This is a genomic window from Paenibacillus sp. UNC451MF (assembly GCF_000686845.1).
Taxonomy (GTDB): domain Bacteria; phylum Bacillota; class Bacilli; order Paenibacillales; family NBRC-103111; genus Paenibacillus_S.
In genome coordinates this window covers 124,951-142,121 of sequence record NZ_JMLS01000014.1, presented here as the reverse complement: position 1 = coordinate 142,121, position 17,171 = coordinate 124,951, and the positions used below count along the sequence as shown (strand labels likewise).

Annotated in this window: 12 protein-coding genes; all 12 read left to right on the top strand. The window is 49.2% G+C overall.

Translation table 11 applies throughout. From position 1 onward, the window contains the following. Positions 1 to 13 precede the first annotated feature (13 nt). Positions 14 to 1,519: a PHP domain-containing protein gene (locus tag BP97_RS0116845; protein ID WP_028550142.1), complete on the top strand. Its 1,506-nt coding sequence runs from the start codon at positions 14 to 16 to the stop codon at positions 1,517 to 1,519. A 34-nt stretch (positions 1,520 to 1,553) separates the two neighbouring features. After that, positions 1,554 to 2,957, top strand: coding sequence for a sulfatase family protein (locus tag BP97_RS0116840; protein WP_028550141.1), 1,404 nt, complete (start codon positions 1,554 to 1,556; stop codon positions 2,955 to 2,957). Positions 2,958 to 3,141: 184 nt separating this feature from the next. Next, positions 3,142 to 4,461: an ABC transporter substrate-binding protein gene (locus BP97_RS0116835; RefSeq protein WP_028550140.1), complete on the top strand. Its 1,320-nt coding sequence runs from the start codon at positions 3,142 to 3,144 to the stop codon at positions 4,459 to 4,461. Between the two features lie 88 nt (positions 4,462 to 4,549). Then, positions 4,550 to 5,878, top strand: coding sequence for an ABC transporter substrate-binding protein (locus BP97_RS0116830; protein WP_028550139.1), 1,329 nt, complete (start codon positions 4,550 to 4,552; stop codon positions 5,876 to 5,878). A gap of 282 nt (positions 5,879 to 6,160) precedes the next feature. After that, entirely contained in the window at positions 6,161 to 9,943 is a 3,783-nt protein-coding gene (locus tag BP97_RS0116825; protein WP_028550138.1) for a discoidin domain-containing protein, read from the top strand. A 323-nt stretch (positions 9,944 to 10,266) separates the two neighbouring features. Next, positions 10,267 to 11,988, top strand: a complete 1,722-nt coding sequence (locus BP97_RS0116820) for an ABC transporter substrate-binding protein (protein WP_028550137.1) — start codon at positions 10,267 to 10,269, stop codon at positions 11,986 to 11,988. Positions 11,989 to 12,047: 59 nt separating this feature from the next. Then, the gene (locus BP97_RS0116815) at positions 12,048 to 13,004 is read left to right on the top strand and encodes an ABC transporter permease (protein WP_028550136.1); all 957 of its coding nucleotides are present in this window, start codon (positions 12,048 to 12,050) and stop codon (positions 13,002 to 13,004) included. 13 nt (positions 13,005 to 13,017) lie between these two features. Then, positions 13,018 to 13,953: an oligopeptide ABC transporter permease gene (opp4C, locus tag BP97_RS0116810; protein ID WP_028550135.1), complete on the top strand. Its 936-nt coding sequence runs from the start codon at positions 13,018 to 13,020 to the stop codon at positions 13,951 to 13,953. 10 nt (positions 13,954 to 13,963) lie between these two features. Continuing rightward, complete coding sequence (locus BP97_RS0116805) at positions 13,964 to 14,971, top strand: ABC transporter ATP-binding protein (RefSeq protein ID WP_028550134.1); 1,008 nt, start codon at positions 13,964 to 13,966, stop codon at positions 14,969 to 14,971. Then, on the top strand, positions 14,946 to 15,911 hold the full coding sequence (locus BP97_RS0116800) for an ABC transporter ATP-binding protein (protein ID WP_028550133.1): 966 nt from the start codon (positions 14,946 to 14,948) through the stop codon (positions 15,909 to 15,911). The genes BP97_RS0116805 and BP97_RS0116800 overlap by 26 nt, the downstream gene beginning before the upstream one ends. Before the next feature lie 41 nt (positions 15,912 to 15,952). Further along, the gene (locus BP97_RS0116795; RefSeq protein ID WP_028550132.1) at positions 15,953 to 16,486 is read left to right on the top strand and encodes a hypothetical protein; all 534 of its coding nucleotides are present in this window, start codon (positions 15,953 to 15,955) and stop codon (positions 16,484 to 16,486) included. Between the two features lie 103 nt (positions 16,487 to 16,589). After that, positions 16,590 to 17,144 carry an OsmC family protein gene (locus BP97_RS0116790; protein WP_028550131.1) on the top strand — a complete coding sequence of 185 codons (555 nt, stop codon included), beginning with the start codon at positions 16,590 to 16,592 and terminating at the stop codon, positions 17,142 to 17,144. Positions 17,145 to 17,171 lie beyond the last annotated feature (27 nt).

The following is a 17,171-nucleotide window of genomic DNA, read 5'->3' as shown; positions in this document are numbered from 1 at the left end:
GAGGAACAAACATATGCCATTATACTGGGGAGATTTACACAACCACTGCGGAATCAGCTACGGATTCGGAGGGTTAGAAAATGCTTTGCTTGCTGCCAAGGGGCAGCTTGATTTTGTAGCCATTATCGGTCACGCATCTTGGTACGACATTCCGGCCCGCACAGAGGGATTGGAATACTTAGTTGATTTTCATAAGGAAGGGTTCGCCAAGCTGCGCGGACATTGGGATCAAGTTCGCGAGACGGTCAAAAGCTTCAATGTACCAGGTGAGTTCGTCACCTTCCAGGGATATGAGGCACATTCCAGCCAATACGGTGATCACCACTTCGTATCACCGGACGATGACCTTCCGCTAGTAGAGGGAGAATCACCGGCAGCGATCGTGGAGAAGCTTGCACCACGCCGAGTGATCGCCGTTCCGCATCATGTTGGCTATACGCCGGGATACCGTGGGGGGAATTGGGATAGCTACAACAGTTCCATCAGTCCTATTGTTGAGGTGTATTCCAAGCACGGCAGCGGCATGTCAGACCAAGGTCAATATCCTTACTACCACGACATGGGACCCCGCGATTCCCGAAGCAGCGTGTATGAAGCTTTGAAACGGAAGCACCGTTTTGGTTTTGTCGGCTCTACGGATCACCACGCCGGCTACCCAGGCTCTTACGGAGACGGACGATTGGCGGTATTGGCGGATTCCAAAACACGCGAATCGATTTGGGAAGCCATTCTGGCGCGCAGAACGTATGCCGTCACTGGTGACAAAATCGCCTGCCGGTTCAGCATGAACGGACAGCCAATGGGCAGTGAGGTGAAGGCGAGCGAGCGCAATTTGGAGCTGGAGGTCACGGCTTGCGATCAGATTGATAAAATCGTCGTTTATAAAAACCTGAAGCCATGGAAAGTCATCAATGGTGAATCTTTAACTAGCGCAGGCACTGAGGCTTCCAAGGCAGCAGGCAAATACAAAGTAAGAGTCGAGATGGGCTGGGGCAATAACAAGAATGGCTTCATGTGGCAAGGCAACGCCGAGTTAAGCAACGGTAAGCTTCTTTCCGTAGAAACCTGCTTCCGCGGTCGCAGCGTTCTGGCTCCAACGCCAGAGATGAAAGACGATCCTTCTATGAACGCACTTGGCAATGAGCTTATCCGTCAAACGGACGAATCCGTGGAATGGAGCTGCATGACATTCAAAAATCCGACGACGCTTCATCCGCATACGGCTGCGCTTATATTGGAAATTGAAGGTAGTGTAGACACCGAGCTGCGAGTACAACTGAATGGAGCCGAGATGACATTTACCGTAGGAGAGCTGCTTGAGGGTAACAGAACGCAGCATTTACATCCTTACAATTCCGAGGCCATCGTTCTGCATCGTGCGATTCCAGAGCAAGCTTACACTGTAAAAGAAGCATGGACGGATACGAATGTCGAATCCGAGTGTGACGTGTATCATGTCGAGATTAAGCAGGTCAACGGCCAATGTGCATGGATATCGCCGATTTACGCGCTGGCTTAAACCAAAGTTCAATCTATAAAGGAGACAATGAGCTATGAACCGACCAAACATCGTGTTTATCATGAGCGATGACCATGCCGCACATGCGATGAGCTGCTACGGCAGCCGTATCAATCAAACACCGAACTTGGACCGGATTGCTAACGAGGGGACGCGTTATGACAATTGCTTTTGCACTAATGCCATATGCGCTCCGAGCCGGGCTACGATATTGACCGGGTTATACAATCATTTGAACGGTGTTCAGACGCTGGGAGACCATTTCGACGGCCGCCAGCAGACCGTAGCCAAGCTGCTTCAGCAGGATGGTTACCAGACGGCGATCATTGGCAAATGGCACCTCGGACATGGGGGATACAGCGATCCGACCGGCTTTGATTATTGGAACGTATTGCCGGGACAAGGCGACTACCATGACCCTAAATTTTTTCAAATGGGTGTGGAGAAGCGGTATGAGGGCTACGTTACCGACATTATTACGGATGAATCGATCGATTGGATCGATAGTAGGGATAAAGATCGTCCATTCTTCCTGATGTGTCACCATAAAGCGCCGCATCGCCCATGGATTCCTGATGCGAAGCATGCCCATCTATACGAAGATGTGGACATACCGGAGCCTCCAACCTTCGACGACGATTACAGCAATCGGGCTGCAGCCGCCGAAGCGGCAATTATGAGAATTGACCGCGACTTAAAGAAACGCGATCTAAAGGTAGACCCTCCAGAGGGATTAAGCGAGCGAGAGCTGAAAAGCTGGAAATACCAGCGTTATATCAAGGATTACTTGCGCTGCGTGGCATCCATTGACGATAACGTAGGTCGTCTGCTTGATAAGCTGGATGAGGAAGGCATTGCCGACAACACGATCGTTATCTATACGTCGGACCAAGGCTTTTTCCTTGGGGATCATGGATGGTTTGATAAGCGGTTTATGTATGAGGAATCTTTGCGTATGCCGTTTATCGTACGCTATCCCAAAGAAATTCAAGCGGGCAGCGTACAGGATGCGATGGCTCTTAACGTTGATTTTGCGCCTACATTCCTTGATTATGCAGGAATATCTACACCGGAATTTATGCAGGGCACAAGCCTGCGTCCTTTGATGAAAGGGGAAACGCCGGAAGGCTGGCGTACCTCCATGTACTATCGGTACTGGATGCATTTAAGCGAGCATGGCGTTTACGCTCACTACGGCTTGCGCACGCACGATTACAAGCTGATTTACTACTACGCTGACGCTCTTGGAGCCACCGATGCGATAGACGATCCGAAACCTCCAGAATGGGAGCTGTTCGATCTGCGCAAGGATTCCAACGAAATGAACAACGTATACCATCATCCGGCCTATGCCGATACCGTGAAACAATTAACTGAGGAGCTGCACCGCAAACAGCTTGAGGTCAAGGATACACCCTACGTTGAGGTAGCGCGGTAGTTCGTGCTTGTGAAGCTGCAGGGCAGTTCTGTTCGGTATGGAACGGGTGTCAGTCGGAAATCTTGAGTTCAACTTATATCGTTTACCTTGCAGTACCATGCTCCTTCTGTACAGACAGCGGATCTTTTTAAACTTGCAAGCGAAGGAAGTTTATGAAGTGAAATGCAAAGGGGAGGGACCCCGTATGGGAAAAGGAATCAAAGTAAGCTTGGCCGCACTGTCATCTGTTCTCGCCGTTACACTAATCTCAGCCTGCAGCAAGCAGGGCGATCCAGCTGCTGGAACCGCTCCAGTCAAGCATGATCCGGTAACTCTTAAATTTTATACCGGGGACAAAGATTACGAGCAGAAGTTCCGAACGGAAGTGGAAGCGAAGGTTAAACAAAAATATCCTTACATCTCCTTTGAGTTTCAAGGAGCTGACCAAGGTAAAGAGATTCAGGATCTCGTGCTTGCCGGAGACAGCCCGGACATTTACTATCAGGGAATTTCGGCATTAAATGAGAAGTTGGTCAAGTTCAATCTTCAGTATGATCTGACGGAACTGGTGAAGCAATCCAATTTGGACTTGAGTCGGATCGATCCGGCTTATCTGGATATCATCAAGAACGCCTCTGCCAGTTATGGAGCGGGATTATACGGACTGCCAGTCAATGCGTATACCCCTGTGCTCTACTATAATAAAGATATTTTCGACAAGTTCGGTATTCCGTACCCTAAGGATGGAATGTCGTGGGACGATGCCTATGCGTTAGCCCAAAAGCTAACCCGTTATGAAGACGGGGTTCAATACCGCGGAATGACAATGAATTTCATTTATTTGCTGGATAACAATCAGCTTGGAGCGCCATACCTGCATGCCAGTGAAGACAAGTCGGCGGTGAACACGGACTCTTGGAAATCGATTTTTACTGCATTAACGAGATTTTACCGTTTTCCAATGAACACGCCAATGGATGAAAGAAGCCGGGTGAAGGAAGTAAACAGCTTTATGAAGGATCGGGTTTCTGCTATGCACGCGGATGTTACGGCTGCTGCGGAGAGCTTTCCGGATGATTTTACGAGCTGGGATATGGTTTCGCTGCCTACGATGAAGGAAGCTCCCGGAACGAATGCACAAATTAACCCTCGTTTTTATTATTTGATCAGTGCGAGCAAGCATAAGGAAGAAGCGTTCAAGGTGCTTGAATTTGTGTTGTCTGATGAAATGCAGATGCAAGCGAGCAAGTCGGGCAAGGCTACGGTCTTAAAAAATCCGGCCATTCAACAAGCGTTCGGTCAGGAGTTTTCTAAATTGAAGGGGAAGCATACGGAAGCTCTCTATGTTAACAAGCCCGTCAAAGCGGCTCCTGCCAGGGATGCGAAGCTAGTCACGGTACCCGTAACGACGCCGCTTAATAAAGAGTTTAACAATGTGCTTACCGGCAAAAAGGACATCAACACCGCGCTTCGTGATTTGGAAGAAACGATCAATAAGTCGATTGTGGCTGAGAAGCAGAAGTAAGTGGGAATGAATTGTATTGAAACAAACGCAGTCTATCAGCTTGAATGTTGAAGGAAATGGATTAATAGACGAAAAAAGGGGTGTCCACATGAAATCGTGGGTTGTAAGCTCAGGGAAGGTAGCGGTAGCATCTATAGTAGCGGCAAGCTTATTGGCTGGCTGCAGCAGTGGTAAGCAGGAAGGAGCTTCTTCAGCGGCAGGCAAGAAGGAGCCTGTGGAGCTGGTCTTCTATCAAACGGGTAACGCCGATTGGAAAGAAGAAGACTTCATGAACAATTACGGCAATTATATTAAGCAAAAATATCCTAACATTATTCCTAAATTTGTTCCTGTTCCTGCTTCCAAATCAATGGATGGTCTAATTACAGGCGGTCAACAATTCGACGTCCTGATTTTTTCGGTAGGTCATACACATCTTAATCTGATTCGCAACGAATTCCAGATGGATATCAGCGACCTGATCAAGCAGAAAAACGTGGATTTGAGCCGGTTTGAGCCGTTCACCATCGATCAGCAAAAAGAAATCGCTAATGGTGGCATTTACGGTCTTCCGCTGTCCAATACTTCCCCTGTCATTATGTATAACAAGGACATCTTCGACAAGTTCGGGGTACCTTATCCTAAGGACGGCATGACATGGGACCAAATCTACGATCTGGCTAAACAAGTGACCCGTAACGATAACGGCACCCAATATTATGGTTTCCTGGCTTCGCCGGAGCATATTTCGAAAACGAATCAGTTCTCCGCGCCATTCGTGGACCCTAAGACGTCGAAGCCGATGTTCGATGATCCGAAAATGATGGCTTTTCTGGATAACCTGAAACGCTTCTATCAATTAATTCCGTCTCCGGACGGCAAGCCGCTCGCAGGGGGCTTCTTCGCTTCCACAGCGCAGTCCAATATGTTCGGGAAGGATAAGACACTGGCGATGTGGTCGCACTTCTCCAATGCGGCGATTAACTTCCCGGATGATTTGAATTGGGATTACGTTTCCTTACCTTACTTCAAGGAGCTTGGTGACGTAGGTCCGCAAGCTTTCCCTGGTTATATCTACATCAGTAAGACGAGCAAGCATAAAGAAGAAGCTATGGATGTCATTCAAGCGCTGACTTCGGATGAATTCCAAACGATGCGTTCCAAAATGGGGATTGAAACCTCATTGAAAAATCCTGAAATCAAGAAGACGTTTGCGCAGGACCTGCCGAAGTACAAGGGTAAAAACATCAACGCAATTTTCCCAAAAAAATATGCGGCTCCAGCTCCGCTGACCGAGTATAACGATTTGGCCTGGAAGCGTCTTAACGAAGCCTTCGGCTTTATCGGCCGGGGTCAAAAAGACAGTGTCACCGCTGTTCGGGAGGCTAACGAGCTGCTCGCCAAAGATATTGAAGCAGAGAAAGCTAAAAAGAAATAGAAACGATCGTTTGCAGAATGGGGCGGTTTAGCCTTTAAGTTTATGGGAAACCAGGTTGTCAAAAATGGCCATGGCGATAGGTGGGGGGTCCCCTGGAAGAGCGATAACAACAGCGGCTGGAGGGGGATACCCCACCGGTGCACCAATGCCACTTTTTGCGTATTCCGGTTTTACTACAACCTAATAGCAACACCGCCCATTTCTGCAAAACAGATCGTAGGAAATGGAGGAACGAACACCCTACCGTGGGATTTATCCTATAAACCGAAAGAGGTGTTATTGATGAAAATGAAAATAAATGCATATGGCAAAGGGCTGCTGCTTTTTTTGACAGCGCTGCTTATCCTGAGTGGGTTTACGTCTTATACGGCTTGGGTTGGAGGCAGCGCTCTTGCTTATGCCGATGGAACATCGCCGGCTATTTATGTGAACGACAACTTTGACAGTCACGGTTCTGGGGCTCCTGCCGGATGGTCGGCTTCCGGACTTACCTCAGGTGCTCTGATTGCAGGAGAAGAAATCGCCGGAAGAACGGGGAAAAGCCTGCATCTTCGCAGCGGGACCGCCTCGGATTTGGTGCTGACCAAAACATTCGGTTCGTCTCTTACCGGCAATGTAGCCATCGAGATGAAGGTCAAATATAACAATGCGAAGTTTTATAGTCCGCTAATACAAATCAAGTCAAGTACGAACGTCCAGTCGGCGCTGCTGGAATTCAAAGCGGACGGTTATATGTACGCAGGAGGTACGAAGCTGGCAGGAACCGGCTATGCGGCAGATACTTGGTATCAGCTGACGGTCATCGTCAAGAACGCGACGAAGAAAATCGATGTATATGTAGACGGAGTGAAAAAAATATCGGATGGCAGCTACAGCAACTCTGCCACAATTAACGATATTGCCTCGTTTAAAAGCTACACGAAGTCGCAGACGGGAACAGCCAACGAGTTTTGGATGGACGATGTGCGCGTGTATGCAAGCGATGTACCGCTCGACGATTCTTATTTTCAAACCCCTGATCCTGGCACAGGCAATGCGAATGATGCCTATGCTCAGGCTAGGCTGAAGCAATCGATTGCGTTCCTGGAGGGATTCCCGGATGCCTACTCCTATTTACAGCGTAAGCCGTTGAGTGCCTCCGATCCAACGGTTAAGCCTCAAGCAGAAAACGGTCAAGTGCTGATCCCACTGCAGTTTGCAGCAGAGCAATTAGGCGTTCCGTACAGTTGGAATGCGTCAGCAGGCACCGTTACACTCGGGCCAAAATCCGGGGTGCTGGGCAGCGCAATTATGTTAACCGTTGGCAGCTCCAATGTAACAGGTGGTACTAATACGGTCGTGCTGGATGCTCCACTGCGGCTCAATGGGACGACACTGTACGTATCTCCCGATCTGTTCTCTAAGTCTATGGGTCAACACGTATTAACCCATGATGATTTGGTGCTGGTGAGCACCACCAATCCGCTTCCCGACAGCAGCGAGCTGTCGAAGCTGACGAAGGAGGCGATCCGCCGCATTGTCTACGATCGTCCATCAGCAGCGGAGATTATTGCCGATCTGAAGCAGCAGAACCCGAACCAACAGCATCCGCGTTTGTTCGTTACGCCGGACCGGATTGCTGCGCTGCAAGCTCAAATTCAAACCGATAGCAACTTATCCAAATGGTACAGCGATTTACGGAAAAGCGCAGACACTGTTCTAACTACCCCGGTAGGTATATACGATTTGCCTGATGGCAGGCGGATGGATTCCGCCAAGGATGCGCGACCTTTTATCGAGAAGACGGCGCTGATGTATTTGCTAAGCGGAGAGACCAAGTATGCGCAGCGGGCAATCGATGAAATGCTCAAAGCGGCTTCGATCCCGAACTGGAATGAGCAGAATGAATTTCTGAACACCTCAGAGCTGACCGCTGGCATGGCCATCGGATACGACTGGCTGTACAATTATTTAACGCAGCAGCAAAGGGACTTGATCCGTACGGCTATCCGCGATAAGGGTCTTGCCAAAGCCATTGCCGCACATAACAATAACGCTTGGTGGGTCAGCTTGTCGGATAACGAGAAAATAAGTAACTGGAACGCCGTGTGCAACGGCGGGATTATCCTTGGAGCACTTGCTATTGGAGATGAAGAGGAAGCCGTCGCAGGAGAAATTACAGCGAAATCGCTTCGTTCGCTTGAAGATTTTATTTTGCTGGAGTTTAATCCGGATGGGGGCTGGAGCGAAGGTCCCGGCTATTGGCGATACACCGTGGAGTATTTGGTGACCTATATGTCGGCCATGCAAACCGCACTAGGCCAAACTTACGGACACACGGAAACGCCCGGTTTTTACAAAACGGCTTACTTTATCAATTATGTGCTCAGTCCTCAAGGTTCGTTTAACTTCGGAGATTCGAACAGCTTTAAAATACGGGCGCCGGAGCTGTTCTGGATGGCGAAGCAGCTTAACAATGCCGATGTAGCAGGTCTGCGCCTGCTTCTGATGCAGGAAGCGAAACAGGCAGGCGGAGTATACGATTTGCTCTGGTATGATCCAAGCTTGCTTAACATGAATGTATCGATCCCGTTAGATCAATATTTCCGCAATACGGAGCTGGCTACCTTCCGCAGTAAATGGAACGATACATCGGCTAAATTCGCCGGAATTATGGGAGGGAAAGGCAACTCCAGCCACGCGCATTCCGATGTTGGTAACTTCGTATTTGAGGCGGATGGGGTACAATGGGCTATGGATCTTGGAAGTGATGATTATAACTTGCCTAACTATTTTGATTACGACAACCAACGCTTCAAATATTACCGGCTCATGCCGGAAGGCCATAATACGCTTGTGATCAATCCGGATGGAACTTTCGAGCAGGACCAGTATGCGTTCAGCTCCATTGAAAGGTACGAATCTAAGCCAAAGGGCGGGCTAGCTGTTGTAGATATGACACCGGCGTACGCTAAAAACGCCACAACGGCCAAGAGAGGCCTTATGTTCGGTGATAACCGCAGCACCTTAACGGTGCAGGATGAAATTCATACCAAGACTCCTTCGACGGTATGGTGGTTCATGCATACCAAAGCCGACATTGCAGTCGCTGCGGATGGTAAATCCGCTATTCTGACTCAAAACGGCAAGCGTCTCGGCGTGACGATGAGCTTCTCCGGTCAGGCTCCTGCGGGTGCAACCTTTAAAGTAACGGACGCCAAGCCGCTTCCGATGTCGCCAAATCCGTCAGGGCAAGACCCGAATACCGGCATTCGCAAGCTGGCACTTGAGCTCACTGGCGTGCAAGACCTCAATATGGCTATTCAACTGACGCCATTGGCTGCTGGAGAGAATGTACCCGGAGCAGCGTCTTATGTTCCTCTAAGTAGTTGGAGTATTGCGGACGGGGAAATTCAAACACTTCCTCAGCTCTCGCAAATCACGCTGAACGGGCAGCCTTTGTCGGGCTTTAATAAAAATAGCTACAGCTATGCGGTCAATGTTCCTTTCGGAACGCAGAATTATCCGGTTGTGAACGCGACTTCCGCTAAAGCTGGAGATCAAGTGAGCGTAGCACAAGATGTATACTCGCCGAGCCCTGTTGTTATAACGGTAACAGATGCAGCTTATACAAATCGCTCGCAGCAGTACAGGGTCCAATTCAATGCGCAATCGGTTCTAACCAAACCTGCTAACTATACTCAGCTTGCCGTTCAAGGGGTTACAGCTAGCTCAGCCCAGGAAGGCAATGGTGAAGAGAGGGCGATTGACGGCGATATGAATACACGCTGGTCTGCCGATAACACTCCTTGGATTCAACTTGATTTGGGCAGCCAGAAGCCAGTTAGTGGCCTTGGCATTGCTTTTTACAATGGGACTACGCGATATTTTAACTTAGATATCGCCATATCGCAGGACGGTCAGACTTGGGAGAAAGTACAGAATGGTGTTAGCAGCGGTACCTCATCCAATATGGAGTACTTCGGTTTTGCTCAGGAGCAGGCCCGTTACATTAGGGTGACCGGGTACGGAAATTCCGTGAACGCATGGAATAGCTATAGTGAGATGGCGGTGTTTTCTGGATAGGCCTACAAAATGGTTGACAGATGTAGCAGACGATGATAGCATATAAATCACATAAGAATACTTTGATATCTACCGTACAGACGGAGACTAACGATTGTTGTTGGTCTCCTTTTTTGTTTTGGATGTTAGCTTAGGTATCGATACATAATTTCAATGGTAAGAGGAGTCTACCGTAACAAACGGAGACCGACTGATGGGAACGGTTGGTCTATTAAGCGTACCCTGGAGACCATAAGTGGATGGTTCATCTTATTATTCCGACTATTTTACTATGTATAATATGCATTTAATGCTTCTATGACAATGAAAGCAGGGGATCAGAGATGAAGAGGAAATGGATGAAAGCAAGCGTGTCGGTATTAGCGTTGGCGCTGCTGTTATCAGCATGTGGCGGGAATCAATCAGCTACGGGGCCGGACACGGCAGAGAAGGCGGAAGGGAAGAACGAGGCTGGTCTAAATAATATTAAAGACGGACTGGTCAAAGCGTCGGATGTGTCCAAAAATCCCGAGACGGCTAAAAAAAGAACAACAACATTCATATCAGGAACGCAAACGCCAGAAGGAGTCTTTAATCCCTATTTTTATCAGAACGGCTGGGATGGCAATGTCACAGGCGTCTTGTTCGCCTCTTTGATCACTAAAGACGAAACCGGCAAGCCGATTCCGGAGCTGGCTGAGAAGTGGGACACGAGCGCGGACCAACTGACCTATACTTTCCGCTTGAGACCTAATCTGAAGTTCAGCGATGGTACACCGTTGACAGCGGAGGATGTAGCCTTCACTTTGACCTTGCTGCACGATCCTGCTTATGACGGAAGAGTCGATATTTCACAAGCCAACATTAAGGGTGGAGTTGCCTACAAAGAGAAAAAAGAGGATACCGTTGAAGGGATTAAGGTGATCGATCCGCAGACGATTCAAATTACGACGGAGAAGGTCACTACTCTGGCGCTTCCGCTGCTCGGCGGTGAGGTATTGTCCAAAGCTTATTACGGCAAAGAGTACAAGCAAGGCAATCTGGATTATATTAAGACGCTTCACGACAAGCCGCTTGGGGCAGGTCCTTATAAGTTCGATAAATTTATCAAAGGTCAGGAAGTCCGTTTTACGGCGAATCCGAATTATTATACAGGGAAGCCGCCCGTAGACAACTTCATTTTTAAAATTACGAACAACGATACGAATCTTCAATATATCAAAGTAGGGGAAACGGATTACGACCGATTTACGGCGAACCGGGATAATTTCGATCAGCTGAAAGCACTTGGATTTGTCAATATCAACACCTTCACAGCTACCTCCTACGTCTATCTGGATTTTAACAGTGGAGGCAAATTCCTGAAGGATAAGCGTGTAAGGCAGGCATTATATTACGGACTGGACAGGCAAAAGTTTACCGATATTTTGTATCAAGGGTTCGGTGAAGTCGCCAATGTCCCCGTATCCCCCGCATCGTGGGCCTATACAAAGGAGGTAGCGCCTTATCCGTTCGATCCGCAAAAAGCGAAGCAGCTTCTGGATGAAGCAGGCTGGAAGGTCGGTGCTGACGGTATTCGGGAGAAGGATGGGCAAAAGCTCAAGCTGCAATATTTGGGACGTAAGGGGTACAACATCGACGATGTGCTGATTCCTTTGGCCAAAGAAAATTTCAAGGACATCGGGGTTGCCATTGAGGCGGAGATTCTTGATTTCAATGCGCTGCTTGCCAAACGAAAAAAAGGCGATTTTGACGTAGCTTCCTTTACTTCAACCAATTTCTCGGACCCTTACGACGGCGTAAAAAGCTTCCAGACCAAATACAATGTCAGCGGCTATTCGAACCCGAAGGTCGATCAATTGATTGACCAGGGAACCGAGACGCTGGATACGAATAAACGAATTCCGATCTATCACGATCTGTACAAACAATTGAAGGAGGATCCACCGGTGCTGCTGCTGTCGTATTTGAAAATATTATCGGCGCACAATGCCCGTATTCAAGGGATTAATCCTGATCCGGTGTCCATCCTCAACCGTTCTATTCCCAAATTAAAGATTGAATAACGCCGTAACCGGACCTAAGCCGTGAGTAGGAGCCGACCGGCAAGGAGGCAACAGGTGTCATGCGTCAATATATGGTCAAAAGAGTACTGCATCTCATCCCTACGGTGATTGGCGCATCGATCATCATTTTCTTTATCTTTGCGCTGGCTCCCGGCGATTATGTCGATTCAGATGTCATGCTGACACCGGAGCGGGCGGCAGAGCTTAAAGCGATGTACGGTTTGGATAAACCGTTGTGGGAACGTTATTTCATTTGGTTGGGGAATGCGTTTAGAGGAGATTTCGGGTATTCACTGCAATATCAGCAGCCTGTGGCGGCGGTTTTGAAGGAGTACGTTCTCAATTCATTCATGATTGCCGGTATATCCTTAATTTTGACTTGGGTTATCGCCGTATTCATCGGTGTGTTCTCTGCAACAAGGCAATACTCTTGGTACGATTCGTTGATTACATTGGCCGTATTCGGGGCGATGTCGTTTCCTTCTTTCTTCATCGGCTTGCTGCTGATCAAATGGTTTGCTGTAGACCTTGGATGGCTTCCGATCGGAGGCATATTGGACACAGGCAGTCAAACAACCGGCTATGCCCGCCTTTGGGAAATTATACGTCATATGATTCTTCCTACAACTGTGCTGACAGTGCTCAGCGTAGGATCATTGACCCGCCATTTTCGCACCAACATGATTGATGTGATCAAGCAGGACTTCGTTCGAACCGCAAGAGCCAAAGGCTTGAAGGAACGAACCGTCATTTACAAGCATGCCTTGCGCAATGCTCTGCTGCCGGCCATTACGTTACTGGGGCTGGAGCTTCCCGGTTTGTTTTCAGGAGCTATTATAACCGAACGGATTTTTACATGGCCGGGTGTCGGGTACATTCACATGGAGGCGATATCGAATCGAGACTATACGGTTTTGATGGGCTTTACGATGTTCCTTGCGGTACTTACGGTGATAGGAAACCTGCTTGCGGATTGGTTGTATGCCGTGGCTGATCCACGCATCCGTCTAAAATAAAGGAAGTGAGCTTATGGCTTTGGAATCATCGGAAGCGATCCATGCCCGTTTGAAGGTCAGTCCGACAGGGAAGGCGGCTGTCTCTTCATCCCTATGGAGATCATCTTATCGGAGACTAAAACGAAATAAGCTGGCTGTATCCGGGTTATTGTTTTTGCTGGCTATGTTTTTGTTCTGCTTCGTAGGTCCATTGTTTTCGGATTATGCGATGGGGAAGGTGAACGTATCACTGATCAATAAGCCGCCGACGGCTTCACATTGGTTGGGCACCGACAATCTGGGAAGAGACGTTCTCACCCGCTTGATGCAGGCAGGAAGAATATCACTTGTTGTCGGACTTGTATCGATGGTACTGTCCGTTGCAGTCGGCTCTCTGCTTGGTGCATTAGCCGGATTTTATCGTGGGTTTGTCGACCATCTGGTGATGAGGACGGCCGATATATTGCTGGCGGTGCCGGAAATACCAATTTTAATTATCCTCGGGGCCATTTTATCCGATCTGAAGGTTCCTTCAGAATATCGCATCTATATGGTGATGCTGATGATCAGCTTCATGGCTTGGCCCTCCTTGGCGAGGATGGTGCGCAGCCAGATTTTATCGTTTCGGGAACGGCCCTATATGATGGCGGCTGAATCCTTGGGGCTCAGCGACAGACGCAAAATCGTCCATCTGATGCTTAATGCAGTACCGATCATTATTGTGGTTGCGACACTGAGCGTAGCTCGCGCGATCTTAAGTGAGACCGTACTAAGCTACTTGGGTTTAGGCGTGGTGCCGCCGACTCCTTCCTGGGGCAACATGATGGCGGCAGCCAATTCGCTGATTGATTTTCAGATGAGACCTTGGCTGTGGATTCCTCCGGGTTCAGCAATTTTTCTAACGGTGATTGCGATTAATTTGTTGGGCGACGGCTTGCGTGATGCGTTAGACCCCAGAATGAAAAGGTAGGTGAACCAGCATGACCCGGAGGACATTGGCACAATTTCAAGACTTGCATACGTATTTCTACACCGAGGAAGGCATCGTCCAATCGGTCAATGGAGTGAGCTTTCGCATTCATGAGGGGGAAACGGTGGCGCTGGTAGGAGAGTCAGGATGCGGTAAAAGCGTCACGGCCCTATCGATGATGGGACTGATTGAGGAGCCACCGGGCCGAATAATGGGCGGTCGCATCCTATTTGAAAATCAAGATTTATTGAAGGCGGGCAGGAAAGAAATTCATCGGCTGCGGGGTCGGGATTTGGCGATGATTTTTCAGGAGCCAATGTCTTCCCTGAATCCAGTGCTGACCATCGGAGAGCAGCTGATGGAGCCATTAATCCGACACTTAAGTTTAAGTAAAAAGATAGCACGTATCCGGGCGGTAGAGCTGATTGAACGGGTCGGTATTCCTCGGGCGAAGGAAATCGTCGACGCTTATCCGCATGAGCTGAGCGGGGGGATGCTTCAGCGAGTAATGATCGCGATTGCCCTTTGCTGCAACCCGAAGCTCCTTATTGCCGATGAGCCTACGACTGCGCTGGATGTGACGATACAAGCGCAAATCTTAGACCTGCTGCGGGAGATCAAGGAGGAGCGGAGCATGTCGATTCTGCTCATCACCCATGATCTTGGCGTTGTAGCGGAGATGGCTGATTATGTAGTCGTCATGTACTGCGGCAAGGTCATAGAGCAGGCACCGGTCCACTCCCTGTTCGAGCATCCGAAGCATCCTTATACACTGGGCTTACTGAAGTCCAGACCGGTTATCCGGCAGCGGCAGGAACGGTTATATTCCATTCCTGGTCAAGTGCCGAGCCCTGTAGGATTAGGGGATGCCTGCTATTTCAGCGACAGGTGCGAACACTGCATGGACATATGCCGTACGAAACAGCCACCTTTACGTGATGCGGAGGATGGTCATCAAATCGCATGCTGGCTTTATGAGGAGGCGATACCGCATGTCCGAACCGTTGGTTCAGGTTAAAGGCTTAAAAACGTATTTTCCGATTCACAAGGGCATTTTTGGAGGGAAAACAGGCGATGTGAGAGCCGTAGACGGTATCGATATGGCAATACGGCGCGGCGAAACCTTCGGTCTTGTAGGAGAGTCGGGCAGCGGCAAAAGTACGATAGGCCGGACGCTGCTGCGCCTGTCGGACAAAACAGAGGGCGAAGTAACCTTTGATGGCATCGATCTGTTCGGACTTTCGCCCGCAGAGCTGCGCCGTATCCGTCCGCGGATGCAGATGGTGTTTCAAGACCCTTACGGGTCGCTTCATCCACGCATCCGTATTGGTGACGCCATTGGAGAGGCGCTGCTGGACCATGGGATTGCCACGAAGGCTGAAGCGCGAGAGAGGGTGCGGGAGGTACTGTCCCTTTGCGGCTTGGCGCCCTATCATATCGACCGATTTCCACATGAATTTTCAGGCGGCCAACGGCAGCGGATTGGGATCGCGAGAGCCATTATTTTGAATCCGGAATTCATAGTGGCGGATGAGCCGGTCTCGGCGTTGGACGTTTCTATCCAGGCGCAAATTATCAACTTGCTGCATGATCTGCAGGAAAGCAGACAACTGACCTACTTATTCATCTCGCACGATTTGAGTGTGGTTGAGCACCTGTGCTCCACGATCGGTGTGCTTTATCTCGGCTCACTTGTTGAGATGGCCACCCGGGAAGACTTATTCACCCGGCCTCAGCATCCGTATACGAAAGCGCTGCTGTCCGCTGTTCCGATACCGAATCCCACAGCAAGACGGGAGCGAATTGTCTTGAAAGGAGATATCCCGAGTCCGGCAAATCCGCCGTCAGGCTGTAAGTTTCATACAAGATGCCCGATTGCCACATCCGTATGTCGGGAACAGGAGCCCTTATTCCGTGATTTAGGTGGAGGCCACTTTGCCGCTTGTCATTTGGTTTAGGCTGCAAAAGGAAGCATGAGGTTAGAGGAGGCGTGCTTGATATGACCAAGGTAACGAGAGTAAGACTGCCGCAGCCCGTAGGGATCCGGCTAGAAATAGCAAGAGCAGGAGGGCTATCGGATGAAGCATTAATCAGTGTGATTCATCGCAAGGATACAGCTGCACTGCAGCAATTAGGCCCGGAGCAGCTGACATGGGACATATTGACTCAATATGGCGAGGAGAACAGGGAGGAGCTTAAACAAGCTATCCTGGACGGATACGAGTTCAAATTTTTGACTGTGCGAGGACTGATTCATTATATAAGCTATCGTTTTGGCTTAAAGGAGCAAGTCGATTACCAAGCAGTCGAAGGAGCCTTGGAAGGGCTTAAGTTGACTAGGAGCAACGTCGCATTACTTCAGGCAACGATCCCTGCATTTTGGCAGATTAGCGTAATCGAGCGAAATGAGAGGCTGGATGAACCTTCATCCGTGCATTTGGATCTTGTTTCTCAAGAGGAACAAGCCATCACCATTCGCATAGAGCGTCTCCATCATCAAAATATCCATTTTGAGGGAGGTGAGGCTGGGTAAAATTGCGGATGCTCACTCATCGGATATGGCCTGACCTCATTGGAATAAGGAAGTTACGAAGCCATCATTTTATATCTTACTTAAATTAGAGGAGTGTTTACACATGAGTACATTGAATGAGTATTTATTGGAGAAGCGTGAAGCTTCCATTGCAAGACGCGAAAAGGCACAAAACGACCCGAATTTAGAACCTCACCGCTTCGGGGCGAAAGTTAGAGCCAAAGGTCGCAGCGGTGTTCGCGAAATCCGCATTCGTGATTTTCAGATCATTAGCGACAGCCCTCCAGATTTTGCAGGGTACGATCTTGGACCGAGCTCTCCGGAGCTGCAGCTCGGTGTGCTGGGCAGCTGCTTGACACACATCACTCTGATTCAAGCGGCTGAGCGCGGCGTGAAGCTGGAATCTCTGGAGGTTGAAGTAACCGGACAGCAGCATCCGCTGGCAGGTAAGCCAGGCTATGAGGATATCCCAATCTATCCGCACAATATACAATACAAGCTGCATATCGTATCGCCTGAATCCGATCAAACGATCGCTGAGCTTCATGAGGCGGTAGAACGGGTATGCCCTGTATTGAATCTTCTCGCGAATCCACAAATTGTCGTAGGGGAGATTATCCATACTGTTCCTGAGGCTAAGCAGGAGCAAGAAGTCTAATTGTTCATTCTGCTATAGCTCCGTTAA

Bases quoted from the DNA above. Each gene is read 5' to 3' on its own strand.
- BP97_RS0116845 (WP_028550142.1), top strand. From the start codon at position 14: ATGCCATTATACTGGGGAGATTTACACAACCACTGCGGAATCAGCTAC.
- BP97_RS0116840 (WP_028550141.1), top strand. From the start codon at position 1,554: ATGAACCGACCAAACATCGTGTTTATCATGAGCGATGACCATGCCGCA.
- BP97_RS0116835 (WP_028550140.1), top strand. From the start codon at position 3,142: ATGGGAAAAGGAATCAAAGTAAGCTTGGCCGCACTGTCATCTGTTCTC.
- BP97_RS0116830 (WP_028550139.1), top strand. From the start codon at position 4,550: ATGAAATCGTGGGTTGTAAGCTCAGGGAAGGTAGCGGTAGCATCTATA.
- BP97_RS0116825 (WP_028550138.1), top strand. From the start codon at position 6,161: ATGAAAATGAAAATAAATGCATATGGCAAAGGGCTGCTGCTTTTTTTG.
- BP97_RS0116820 (WP_028550137.1), top strand. From the start codon at position 10,267: ATGAAGAGGAAATGGATGAAAGCAAGCGTGTCGGTATTAGCGTTGGCG.
- BP97_RS0116815 (WP_028550136.1), top strand. From the start codon at position 12,048: ATGCGTCAATATATGGTCAAAAGAGTACTGCATCTCATCCCTACGGTG.
- opp4C (WP_028550135.1), top strand. From the start codon at position 13,018: ATGGCTTTGGAATCATCGGAAGCGATCCATGCCCGTTTGAAGGTCAGT.
- BP97_RS0116805 (WP_028550134.1), top strand. From the start codon at position 13,964: ATGACCCGGAGGACATTGGCACAATTTCAAGACTTGCATACGTATTTC.
- BP97_RS0116800 (WP_028550133.1), top strand. From the start codon at position 14,946: ATGTCCGAACCGTTGGTTCAGGTTAAAGGCTTAAAAACGTATTTTCCG.
- BP97_RS0116795 (WP_028550132.1), top strand. From the start codon at position 15,953: ATGACCAAGGTAACGAGAGTAAGACTGCCGCAGCCCGTAGGGATCCGG.
- BP97_RS0116790 (WP_028550131.1), top strand. From the start codon at position 16,590: ATGAGTACATTGAATGAGTATTTATTGGAGAAGCGTGAAGCTTCCATT.